Source organism: Helicobacter sp. (genome assembly GCF_022511165.1).
In the GTDB taxonomy this organism is placed as follows: Bacteria; Campylobacterota; Campylobacteria; order Campylobacterales; family Helicobacteraceae; genus Helicobacter_C.
In genome coordinates this window covers 1-11,999 of the sequence record NZ_JAFLSB010000044.1, presented here as the reverse complement: position 1 = coordinate 11,999, position 11,999 = coordinate 1, and the positions used below count along the sequence as shown (strand labels likewise).

The 11,999-nt window shown below is 39.0% G+C and carries 9 protein-coding genes; 5 read left to right on the top strand and 4 right to left on the bottom strand.

Translation table 11 applies throughout. From position 1 onward, the window contains the following. The 4 genes from ilvC to J1E28_RS06545 form a co-directional block, all read left to right on the top strand. Positions 1–589: ketol-acid reductoisomerase (gene ilvC, locus J1E28_RS06560; RefSeq protein ID WP_291027995.1), on the top strand; the 589-nt coding region annotated here is incomplete at its 5' end. A gap of 243 nt (positions 590–832) precedes the next feature. Next, positions 833–1,819, top strand: a complete 987-nt coding sequence (locus J1E28_RS06555; protein WP_291027996.1) for a cation transporter — start codon at positions 833–835, stop codon at positions 1,817–1,819. A 118-nt stretch (positions 1,820–1,937) separates the two neighbouring features. Beyond that, positions 1,938–2,081: a hypothetical protein gene (locus J1E28_RS06550; RefSeq protein ID WP_291027993.1), complete on the top strand. Its 144-nt coding sequence runs from the start codon at positions 1,938–1,940 to the stop codon at positions 2,079–2,081. A 243-nt stretch (positions 2,082–2,324) separates the two neighbouring features. Next, positions 2,325–2,645: a hypothetical protein gene (locus J1E28_RS06545; protein WP_291027991.1), complete on the top strand. Its 321-nt coding sequence runs from the start codon at positions 2,325–2,327 to the stop codon at positions 2,643–2,645. Positions 2,646–2,830: 185 nt separating this feature from the next. On the opposite strand, the gene J1E28_RS06540 is transcribed toward J1E28_RS06545, so the two are convergent. Further along, the gene (locus tag J1E28_RS06540) at positions 2,831–5,035 is read right to left on the bottom strand and encodes an NADP-dependent isocitrate dehydrogenase (protein WP_291027989.1); all 2,205 of its coding nucleotides are present in this window, start codon (positions 5,033–5,035) and stop codon (positions 2,831–2,833) included. A gap of 198 nt (positions 5,036–5,233) precedes the next feature. Between J1E28_RS06540 and J1E28_RS06535 the strand changes: the two genes are divergently transcribed. Next, positions 5,234–5,440, top strand: a complete 207-nt coding sequence (locus tag J1E28_RS06535) for a hypothetical protein (protein ID WP_291027987.1) — start codon at positions 5,234–5,236, stop codon at positions 5,438–5,440. Positions 5,441–5,479: 39 nt separating this feature from the next. Here J1E28_RS06535 and ileS read toward each other — a convergent pair whose 3' ends face one another. The 3 genes from ileS to J1E28_RS06520 all read right to left on the bottom strand — a co-directional run bounded on the left by ileS (position 5,480) and on the right by J1E28_RS06520 (position 11,954). Next, positions 5,480–8,272: an isoleucine--tRNA ligase gene (gene ileS, locus J1E28_RS06530; RefSeq protein WP_291027985.1), complete on the bottom strand. Its 2,793-nt coding sequence runs from the start codon at positions 8,270–8,272 to the stop codon at positions 5,480–5,482. A gap of 96 nt (positions 8,273–8,368) precedes the next feature. Then, on the bottom strand, positions 8,369–9,577 hold the full coding sequence (locus tag J1E28_RS06525) for a capsular biosynthesis protein (RefSeq protein ID WP_291027983.1): 1,209 nt from the start codon (positions 9,575–9,577) through the stop codon (positions 8,369–8,371). A 76-nt stretch (positions 9,578–9,653) separates the two neighbouring features. Continuing rightward, entirely contained in the window at positions 9,654–11,954 is a 2,301-nt protein-coding gene (locus J1E28_RS06520; protein WP_291027981.1) for a hypothetical protein, read from the bottom strand. Positions 11,955–11,999 lie beyond the last annotated feature (45 nt).

Genomic DNA, 11,999 nt, shown 5'->3' with positions numbered 1-11,999 from the left:
GGGGATTCCTGATCTTATCGCAGTGGCTCAAGATACAAGCAAGGGTGATGCAAAAGCGATTGCACTAAGTTATGCAAGTGCTATTGGTGGGGGTAGAAGTGGTATTATTGAGACAACTTTCAAAGATGAGACTGAAACCGATCTCTTTGGAGAACAAGCCGTGCTTTGTGGTGGCGTAACAAGCCTTGTAAAAGCAGGATTTGAGACATTAGTAGAGGCAGGCTATCCTGAAGAAATGGCATATTTTGAATGCCTACACGAGCTTAAACTCATTGTGGATTTAATTTATGAGGGAGGCTTAGCAAATATGCGCTATTCTATCTCAAATACTGCAGAATATGGCGATATGGTAAGTGGTCCTCGTGTGATTAATGAAGAATCTAAAAAGGCAATGAAAGCTATTCTTAAAGATATTCAAGAGGGGCGATTTGCTAAAGATTTCATCTTGGAGCGCAAGGCAGGATATGTGCGAATGAGTGCTGAAAGAAAGAATCTTGCTGCACATAAAATCGAAAAAGTGGGCGCGAGACTTCGCTCGATGATGCCTTGGATTAGTGCTAATAAGCTAGTTGATAAAGATAAAAACTAATCTCTTTTACAAGTCATATTGCAGAATCTTACATAGATTCTGCAGTTTTATAAATTTTTCTATTTCTTTTAAAGATAGCAAAGAGTGAAAATGGCACAATCTCCTACTTATCCTTATGAATCTCCCCTTACCCCCAAAAGCGATAAAGTATGCTATGGCACAAGTGTGCGTGGCTATAAAACACGCTCTCTCCTTGATAAGCAGCATAAAAACGCATCTCAACGCGATGAAGATGCCACATCAATGCAATATGAGCAAAAAGAGGGTGTGCCACATCTAAAAAACCTTAAAGATGATTCCTCACAAGATATGCTCAAAATAGCAAAAAAAGAGCAATTTGTGCTTCAAGTATCGATGTTTAGCGCACTTATTCTTGCTCTTTTTGGTATTATCTTTGGAATTTTCGTCAAGTCTATGGCGGTAATTTTTGATGGTTTTGTGGCGCTTATTAGCGTGGGTTTAGGTGCGTTAAGCGTGGTAACTTCTCGCTATATTTATAAAGAAGATGATGATATTTTTCAATATGGCTATGTGCGCTTTGAGCCAATGGTCAATCTCTTTAAATCTCTCGTGCTTGTGTTTGTATGCGTATATGCCTTTATTAATGCAATGCAGAGTATTATTAATGGTGGTTATGTAGTCAAGCTAGGTGGTGCCGCACTTTATAGCCTGTGTGCGTGCGTGTTTTGTGCCTTGCTTTTTAGCTATACATTCCTCTATGCAAAGAGTTTAGAATCTGATTTGATTCGGGTTGATAATACTGAATGGAAAATTGATTGCGTGCTGTATTTAGGCGCATTGACTGCATTTGGCGTGATTTATATGCTCCCCTACTTTGGCTTTGAGGCGCATTTAAGTGTTTTTGCGCACTATATTGACCCTGCGCTTTTGGCTGTGCTTTCTTTTCTTTTGTGCTTTTCACCTATTCGCATAGTTATTGCTAACTTTAAAGATTTGATGATGGTTGCTCCACCTGAAATTGATGAGAAGATTACGCAAATTATGGAATCTTTGAGTGAAGAATTTGGCTTTAGCGATTATGATACACACGTGGCAAAATCAGGGAGATTCTATATGGTAGAGGTCAATATCCTTACCGATAGGCACTTTAAACCTGTAAGTATGCAGGAGTTTGATATTATTCGTGAGCGTATAGAAAAAGCTCTTGAGATACCAAGCTATAAGATTTGGCTCTCTGTGAGTTGGACAGCAAATCCAAAGTGGTTGTAGATTCTTTTGTTTTTTGCAATGCGCACTTAACATACATAAGCTAAAATATAAAATCTTATCAAAGAGAAACAAATATAAAGGTGGCTTAACACAAGCATAACAACAAAAAGGCATAAAAATGGGTTTTGATATTATGGGCTTACATATATGGGATTTAAGTCAGCCATTTGGCTATGTTGAAGCTTTTAGTGGCATTATTTTTGTACTTTTATGCGCGGGCATAACTCTTTGTGTGCTAAAATACTTCGCGCCAAAAGCTTGAATCTTCCTTGCCTTTGTATTACCACAAGTATCATTGTGTAATATTTGACAAATTCCATAAGATACGATAAGAAACAAAATGTAACATCTCTCATTAACTACCTGCCATAGGCATAGTAAAACTCCTCCTCTAAGATATTCTCTGCACAATATGGTATACACCTTGCTTTATCTTACCAAAAAGTAGTATTGTTAATAAAAAGAGACGATGTCTCTGTAAATAAACAATAATAAGGAGGAGATTATGGCACTTAGTCCTATTGGTAATGTTACCTATATCAATCAAAACTCCCAACTTGGCAGTATTCAGCACGCAAATAATATGCAAAAAGTAGATTTTGCACTTGCAACAAATATGCAAAATTTTGTTGATAAAATGAAAGCTGTGCAAGAAGTCTCTCCTGCACCTCAAGTAGAAGCTATTGATCCTGAAAAAGACGAAAGCAAAAAACGTGATTTTCAAGAAAAGCAAAAAAAACAACAAGAGCAAGAGAAGACAGAGTATGTTGTGGAAGATGAGGATTTTATACCAGATAAAACACATTTGCTTGATATTCGTGCATAAAGCGCAAAAAAGCCATCTTTTTTAAAGATTTGGCATATTTGAAGAAGTATGCTTTTTGCACTCTTTATAAACGCACAATAGAGGCGTTTATTTTGAATCTATGTCCTAGATAAATTACCTGCAAGACTTTGCAAGAGTTCATTACAGATTCTAAGCCATAAGAGCAGTGGCTTAGAATCTTCATTTTAAGCTTTTGCAATCTTTTCTAATATCGCATTGAAACTCTTACTTGGGCGCATAATCGCCTCTGCTTTATTATCATCAAATTTATAGTATCCGCCCAAATCTACTGCCTTGCCCTGCGCACCATTAAACTCCTGCGCAATAGTATCTGCTTGAGATTTTAAATCTTGTGCTATGGGAGCAAAAAATGCAGCAATACCACTATCTGCGCTTTGTTTTGCAAGAGCTTCTACAAAATAAAGGCTTAAATAAAAATGGCTTGTGCGATTGTCATCTTCGCCTACCTTGCGTGAAGGAGCTTTATTATTATTAAGCCATTCTCCAATAGCCCCATCAAGCGCGTCTGCTAAAACTTTTGCTTTAGGGCTATTTTGCTTTTGTGCATAGAATTCTAAACTTGCTTGAAGCGCTAAAAACTCACCCAAACTATCCCAACGCAAGTGGTTTTCACCTACAAGCTGCTCAACTTGCTTAGGCGCACTTCCACCTGCACCGGTCTCAAACATCGCTCCACCATTAAGCATAGGCACGACTGAAAGCATTTTCGCACTTGTGCCAAGCTCCAAAATAGGGAATAAATCGGTAAGATAATCACGCAAGACATTGCCGGTAATAGAAATCGCATTTTTACCTGCGCGAATAAGGCGCAAGGATTCTAAACACGCCTCTTTTGGAGCGAGTATCTCTATACTTTTGCCCTTTTCTTGCAAACGTTTTTGCACCAAATCAATCATAACTTTATTACTTGCGCGTTTAGAATCAAGCCAAAAAATTGCTTTATCACCTGTAATATCTGCGCGTTCAATCCCCAAATCAATCCAATTTAATACCGCATCATATTTTGCTTGATTTGCTCGATAAATATCATTTTTTCGCACTTTATGCGAAAGAAGCACTTTGCCTTGCTCATCTACAATCACAAACTCTCCATCATTTGGAGCGATAAAAGTTTTATCGTGTGAGCCATACTCTTGCGCCTTTTTTGCCATAAGCCCCACATTACTCACGCTTCCTAAAGTCGCCGGATTAAGTGTGCCATTAGCACGCAAATCCTCAATCACAGCTTCATAAATAGTCGCATAAGTTTTATCGGGTATTACCGCATTTGCATCGCATTCATTACCATTTTTGTCCCAAAGTCTAGCCCCGTTTTTTAGCATTGCGGGCATTGAAGCATCAACAATCACATCACTAGGCACGTGGAGATTGGTAATACCCTTATCAGAATTTACCATAGAGATTTTCGCACTCTTATCTAGGATTTCATTGTATTTTGCAAGAATTTGGGCTTTTTTAGGAGAAGATTCTATTTTGCTCAATAACTCACTCACGCCATTATTTGCATTCACACCAAGTGCGTTAAGCTCATCGCCAAATTCTGTAAAAATCTCTTTAAAATATGCTTTTACCGCATAGCCAAAAAGCACAGGATCGCTTACTTTCATCATTGTCGCTTTCAAATGAAGTGAGAAGAGGATATTTTCTGCCTTGCATTTTTGAATCTGACTTTCATAAAATGCACTAAGCTTTGCCACATCCATAAAAGTAGCATCTAAAATTTCATTTTGTTCTAACTTCAAGCCCTCTTTAAGCACTTTTTCTCCACTTGAATCTTTAAAAATAATCTTAGCTGTGGTGGGAGATGAGATGAGGACTGCTTTTTCATTATCAAAAAAATCTCCTTCTGCCATATAGCTTACACAGCTCTTAGAATCTTTATTAAAAGGCACGACACGATAAGGATTTTTTTGTGCATAGGATTTCACTGCTTTTGTGCTGCGGCGGTCGGAATTACCTTGTCGCAAAACAGGATTCACTGCTGAACCCAGCACTTTTTGATATTTTTCCTTAATGGCTTTTTCTTCATCATTTTGTGGCTCATCAGGGAAAGGAGGCACATTATAGCCCTTTTCTTGAAGCTCTTTAATGGCTGCTTTAAGTTGAGGGATAGAAGCAGAAATATTGGGGGTTTTGATGAGGTTTGCGCTCGGGTTTTTGACAAGCTCACCCAAAAGCGTGAGGGCGTCCTCTACTTGTTGCTCTTTTTTGAGACGCTCGGGGAATTGTGCTAAGATTCTCGCAGAGAGCGAAATATCAGAAGTAGCCACCTCAATATTTGCGTGTTTCAAAAATGCCTTCACAATAGGCAAGAATGAGTAGGTTGCAAGTGCGGGAGATTCATCTGTGAGAGTGTAAGTAATCTTCATAAGTAATCCTTTAAGATAAAATGATAATGTCAAAGTATAGCAAAATAGATTTGCTTTAGGGCAATAGACAAAGATTGGTTAAACTTTTATCGCCCACATTGGTAGATAGGTAGCATAAAATGCTCAAAGTGTATTTGCCTTTATGTAAGTAAAACTGCTTACAATACAACGATAAATCACATATTGCAAAGGGGAGCAATGCTGCATCGCTTGATGTTTTATATCGCATTCATAGCTCTAAGTCTAAATGGTTGCACAAGGGGTGCTATTTATATGGAGGGTAAGGATATAAAAAATGCCTTAGGTGGGTATCAAACCCAAGATCAATTTAGACGAAACTTTGAGCATAATGCCAACACAGGCTCGCCCAAAGCAGATTTTCTCTCTACCTTGAATCGTCCCTAGTCTTTTGGCATTTAGTTTTTTGCCAAAGTGTAATAAACCTTATTTTAAGTGGTGCAAAACTTCAGCGCAACGCACACAAAGAGATTGGTTGGCTTGAGGAGATTTGGTATCTACGACAAATTGCCAACACCTATCACATCGCTCTTTTTGCGCCCTATACATCACAAATTCTTCATTATCAAGCACAAATCGCGCAAGCTCCTCGCCATTTTTTACTTCTCTTTGTGTAGCAGAGATGATAAGCCATCTCTCAAGCAGTGCAATATCCCTTGGCACTTGGAGTAGCACCTCAAGCGAAGATTTTAGAATCTTTTGCTTCTTAAGGCTATCAATGGCTTCGCCAAACTTTTCTCTTATGCGCAAAAGCAAAGCAAAATCTGTATGCGTGTGAAGATTATAAGATTCTTTGCACATTATTTTTGGCATATCAAAAATATCTTTGCAATCTCCTTTAACTGCGCTACTTGCGTGCTTAAAAGCTTCATCTGCAGTGTAAGTAAGCACAGGAGCGATAAAATGTAAGAGTCGTTTCAAAATCATTACCATTGCACTTTGTATGCTACGGCGGCGCAAAGAAGTAGCACTATCACAATAGAGTATATCCTTGCATAAATCCAAATATATGCCGCTAAGCTCATTAGTGAGAAAATTCATTACCACACCTAAGGCTCGAGCAAACTCATATTCATCAAAATAGCTATATGCTTCATCAAAAACTCTATCACATTCGCTTAGAATCCACCTATCAATCTCCCCTAATTCATCTTTGCCTACCATATCTTTTGTATCTAAGGCAGCATTTGCAAGGAGAAATCGTATAGTATTGCGAATCTTGCGATACTGCTCCCCTACTTGTTTTAAAATCTCATCGCCGATATTTTGATCACTTTGATAATGGCTTAATGCCACCCATAAGCGCAAAATTTCACTTCCTTGAATCTTAATAATCTCACTTGGGGCAATCACATTGCCCTTAGATTTGCTCATTTTTTCGCCATTTTTATCAAAGGTAAAGCCGTGTGTGAGAATCGCCCTAAAAGGTGCTTTTTTAGTAATAGCACAGGAAAGCAAAAGTGAGCTTTGAAACCAACCTCTATGCTGATCACTTCCCTCAAGATATATATCCGCAGGGTGAGCGCCTGCATCATAATCATTCCCCTGTAATCTCAAAGGATTTTTAAGCACAGCATTCCAAGTGCTTCCACTATCAAACCACACATCAAGGATATGTTTGCTCTTTATAAGACGAGTTGCTAAATGTTGATAATTTGGTGGCAAAAGCTCCTTTATTTCATAGCTCCACCACGCATCACAACCCTCTTTTTCAAAAATATTAGCAATATGCTCCAAAACTTCCCTATCAAGCAAGGGTGCAAGAGTGTCTTTATCGAGCAAAAAGGCGATAGGCACACCCCAATCTCTTTGCCGAGAAATGCACCAATCAGGGCGATTTTCTATCATCGAGGAAAGCCTATTCTTACCATTTGCAGGATAGAATCTCACCTCCTCAAGGGCAGAAAGCGCGACTTCCCTTAATGTTTTACCCTCATAAAAAGGCTTATCAAGCAAGATGAACCATTGCGTAGTCGCGCGATAAATCACCGGCTTACGCGAACGCCAACAATGTGGATAGCTATGGGTAATCACATCTTTTTTCAAAAGTGCCTTGCCTAGAATCTTAAAAATACTTTGATGTGTCTCAAAAATATTTTTGCCTACAAATTCATTTACAAATGCCTTTGGCACAAGCCCCATAGATTCTATAAGCGGGCTAAAATTTCCCTTATCATCAACAGGCATAATGACCTCAAGATGATACTTTAATCCCACATAGTAATCATCTTCGCCGTGTCCGGGGGCAGTATGCACAATCCCTGTGCCATCGCTTATACCTACGTGCTCACCTAAAACAATCAATGATTCTCTGCCATTAAGCGGATTGATAGCTTTTAAACCCTCAAGCTCGCTAGGTGCAAATGTGCGCACCACATCACGCCCTATGCCTAAACTCTCTACAAGCCTTTGATGCAAATGCTTTGCTACGATGAAATGATCATTTGTAAGCACATAAGATTCTGTGGGATTAAGCGCAAGAGCCACATTTGCTGGAAGCGTCCAAGGTGTAGTCGTCCAAATAATAGGCTTTGCCGCTGCAATGTTAAGTTTGCGCAATGCCTCATCACTTAAATCAAAAGCAACAAAAATAGAATCTGATTGCTTATCTTGGTATTCTACTTCCGCTTCGGCAAGAGCAGATTCACACGCCCAACTCCAATAAATAGGCTTAAAACGTTCTGCCAAAAGCCCCTCTTCCACAAGTGCAATAAGTGCGCGATAAATCTGTGCCTCAAAGGCAAAATCCATTGTTTTATAGGGTTTTTCAAAATCCCCCAACACGCCCAAAGATTGAAACTCGCTTGATTGAATCCCAATAAAAATTTGAGCGTGTTCGCGACAGAGGGCGCGAAGTTTGGTTTTTTCTAAGCTGTCTTTTTTTGCTTTACCGATTTTTTGTTCTACTTGCTGCTCAATAGGTAGCCCGTGGCAGTCCCAACCGGGCGTGTAGCGGATATTTTCCCCCTTAAAATAATGATATTTTACAATAATATCTTTTAGAATCTTATTGAGTGCGTGTCCTATATGTAAATGCCCATTTGCATAAGGAGGTCCATCGTGCAAACAAAAACTCTTAGCATCTTTATGAGCATCTCTCAAGCGAGAATAAAGCTTGTCCTCACGCCATTTTGCATAAGTTTGTGGCTCATTGGCGGGGAGATTCCCCCTCATTGGAAAAGTCGTATCAGGCAGAATCAAGGTATTTTTATAATCCATTGCTTCATCTCCATAACCTTAAGGTAAAACGCGATTGTAGCAAAAAATGGCTTTTTTTAAAACGCTCAAAGCAAAGAAGGGCAATAAAGAAATAATCTAAGCAAGAAGTTTAGCTACACGATCACGCACAAGGCGAATATTATGGGAGAAATGAAGCTTAGCTGCAGCCTTATTGGAATGCTCTTTATAGCGCATAATCTGCGCTGAATCTAGCTTTGAAAGTGCCTTGGCAAGAGAAGTTATAGCAAAATCACGTGCGATAATTGCATTATCATATTGCTTCACAAAGGGCATTAATGAGGGAATCGGTGGGATAAGCAAAGCAAGGCGCGATTGAATATATTCAAAAAATTTATTAGGCAAAGTGAGAAGGAGATTGTGATTATGCGGAGGGATATAAAGTAAGCCTATATCATAGGCATTGCCAAAAGGCACAATTTGCTCCAAAGCCACAGGAGACAAAAGTCGTATCTTTTTACCCTGCATTTGTAATGCGTGTATGCGAGAGTGGATTTTTTGCGCAAATGCCCCCTCTCCACCGGTAAAAATAAAATCTATGCAAAAACGCTCATCAAGGTATCTGCAAAGCTCAATAACCTTATCAATATCGCGATTTTGATTGAGTGCGCCGTGATAGAGAATCTTCACACATTGAGAATCTATGGGGCGAGGAGAAAGATTATAAAAAGGCTTAAGGGACATCAAAAGATGAGCTTTAAGCCCAAATTCGCGCTCATACATCTCACAAAACATCGGCGAGACGCTAAACATCACATCAGCTTTTGGCGCATAAGTGGCACAAAGATAGGTATTAAATTTTTTAAAAAGTAGTCGCCAACGCAAAGAGCTTGTATTTTGCAAAGGATAAAATTCCCGCGCATCAAAAACCACCTTTGTTTTTTGTCTTATGCCCCCCCCCTCGTGGCTTTGAGACATATTTTGCCTTTTGGGATTCTCTTTATTTGCTTTTTGTAGCTCACTTTGTTCTAATCCCGCAAACAGCACAGGCAAAAGCAATACATCGTGGCAAATAATCACATCATAGTGATGTGAGAGTAAATGTGTGATAATATGGAGGCGATTAGGGATAAAGCTTAGCTTATCCCACGCACCTCTAGCGACATTAAGCCAAAGCTTCAGCTCCTGCCATTTATTGCGTTTTTTATACGCAGGGTGACTAAAGCTTGGGATATTATGGCTTATACCACACTCATCTTGTATCACTACATCGGGCATTTTGCTTCCATTTTCGCTATCAATACCCATTACGCTCACATCATATTCATCTTTTAAAATTTTTAGCATTGCCATAGCGCGAGGACAAGTAGAAATATTTGCTGTAGCCAAAAATAAGAATGCGTTGCGCCATTTTACCCTCCAATCATTTCAAAGATTCTAAATCTTTTAAGGCTATGGCTTCTTTAAAAGCACTCACACCCTCATATTCTCTTAACTCATCATTCCTAGCTCTTGCGTATGCTGATACATCTCTAAGAGATTGTATTTTTTCTGTCTGTTTCTTCACAAATAGCTCAAGTAACGCGCGTCCTTTTTGAATATAATCTTCTTCAAAAAAAGCCACAAGAGGCAAAGTGGATTCAAACAAAAGGGTGCGTGCCTCATCAATTTCGCTTTGGCTTTTTGATGTGCCATTACGATGAGGGGTAGCACTCCATTGTGCGATGAACTGCTCTAAACGCTGTGCGCGCTGCTCTTTGCTTTGCTTGCTCATCATAAGGCTTAAGCCCCCTTTGGCAACATATTCTATACGACTTTCGCCTTGCTCAAGCGGAAAACTATCAAGCCATATATCAATGATATGCCCATAAAGGGTGCTATCAATATAGCCTGTGAAATAGATACGCTTTAAAAATGCCTCGCCCTCGTTTTTATCTGCAAAGCAATCCATAATACATTCGCTAATGAGTGTGCTATTGCCTCCGCCACAGGCAGCATATACACTTTGAGGATAAGATTGCATAATAGCAATCACACATCGCCAATACTCACGCGATTGTAGTTTGACTAAACGCCCAATACTCCCTAAAATCACGGCATCTTTGGGAAATGTGAGGCGACAAGCCTCTATTTGCTGCTTAGATTCTGCATCAAGCGACGGATTGTAGAATCTATTCTGCATTTTTACAGGCACACCATAAAAATCATATCCCTCTAAACTAATATGCCTTTGATTATTGCAAATATGCGTCATTCTTGCATCTATGCAAGGTAAGTTATACACAAAATTGCCGTGAGAATAATATATTTGCAATGGCGCACTTCTTGCAGCAAGGAGAAAATCACTGATACCATAGCCATTATTTGGACTTATCAATATAGAGACATTATCACGATGAAGGGCATTTTTAAGCGCAAGGGCTTTTTGCAAATGAGAATTATAAAATCCTTTTGCATTAAAAGGCGAGACAACATCTACCACCTCTATCCCAAGCGCCTCATACGCAGCAATCACTTGCGTATCATCATCGCTTTTTTCAAGAAGCTTCATCGTGTAGATTTTGACTTCATATTCTTGCCTAAATGCCTCATCATTATATAAATTACATAAAAGACTATATTCGACTTTATAAGGGGAATTTGCCACGAGTCTATCGCGCAAAAAGCCTATACATTTTTTTGCTTCTTTTTGCTTATTTTGCGCCCTATTACCCACGCCATAAATGCCTTGTTGTTTGGCAAAAGATTCATAATGCTTAAAGGCTACCTCATCAATTTCTGCACAAAAAACGCGCCACTGGGCTTGATGATGAAAATTATTTCCACACATATGGTAGATAAAAAACTGCAAGTACATTGCCTCATCAATACCCTCCACATCGCCCCTCTCAAGCAATGTGTAAAAAAGATCGCGCCAAAGGGGATAGAGACTAAGCCATTCATTATGATTAAAAAAATGTGAAATATTCCAAAAACAATGGAGCTGCCAATTTAAAATGCTTCGCCGAGCCAATGGGGGATAAGTAAAATAAATCTGTTTCTCCTGCTGAGCTTTAAGTGCGCTTAAAAGTGTGGGCATATCTACGCCTAGATTCTCAAAAGATTCCACTATAAATTGCGTATGTGCAAGGCTTTCTGGAATATTAATATCCACAAGAATAATCAGCATAATATACTCATACACAAGATGCGTAAAATCACGCATAGTCATTAATGCCTTCGAGACGATATAAAGCTCAATAAAAAGGACATTTTCCACATCACTATTCCCTGTTTTAAAAAGGCTCTCTTGTGCGAGTTTGACAAATACTTCAAAACGCGCATCTATTGCCAAAAACTCTGCCTGTAAAGAATCTTCCTTAGAGGCTATTTGTGCTTTTGTTTTGCTTTGTGGGTTTGATGTTGTGGATTCTATGCAAGAAGCTATGGGATTGCGAGGGATAAAAAGCAAAATATATAAATACTCCACACTACAAATATGCCCCTCACACAACAAATGATATATCTTCTCTCGCAAAAGTTCAATACACTCTTGCAGAAGATTTTTACCCTGTGAAGTAGCATATATGAGATGTATATCATCAATCTTAAGCGCACGAAGCTCTTTTAAAAGCGCATTGACATCAGCTTGAGTTTGGCTTGATCGAAGGGTATTTAAGAATATATGCAAAAAAGATTCTATATTCTCTTTATGTTGGTGGGGAGGCTGATAGGGCTGTTTCATTGCTTGACTTTGTGAAGATTAATTACCGCTCTTGCGTATCCAATT

Bases quoted from the DNA above. Each gene is read 5' to 3' on its own strand.
- J1E28_RS06555 (WP_291027996.1), top strand. From the start codon at position 833: ATGCAATATGAGCAAAAAGAGGGTGTGCCACATCTAAAAAACCTTAAA.
- J1E28_RS06550 (WP_291027993.1), top strand. From the start codon at position 1,938: ATGGGTTTTGATATTATGGGCTTACATATATGGGATTTAAGTCAGCCA.
- J1E28_RS06545 (WP_291027991.1), top strand. From the start codon at position 2,325: ATGGCACTTAGTCCTATTGGTAATGTTACCTATATCAATCAAAACTCC.
- J1E28_RS06540 (WP_291027989.1), bottom strand. From the start codon at position 5,035: ATGAAGATTACTTACACTCTCACAGATGAATCTCCCGCACTTGCAACC.
- J1E28_RS06535 (WP_291027987.1), top strand. From the start codon at position 5,234: ATGCTGCATCGCTTGATGTTTTATATCGCATTCATAGCTCTAAGTCTA.
- ileS (WP_291027985.1), bottom strand. From the start codon at position 8,272: ATGGATTATAAAAATACCTTGATTCTGCCTGATACGACTTTTCCAATG.
- J1E28_RS06525 (WP_291027983.1), bottom strand. From the start codon at position 9,577: ATGCTAAAAATTTTAAAAGATGAATATGATGTGAGCGTAATGGGTATT.
- J1E28_RS06520 (WP_291027981.1), bottom strand. From the start codon at position 11,954: ATGAAACAGCCCTATCAGCCTCCCCACCAACATAAAGAGAATATAGAA.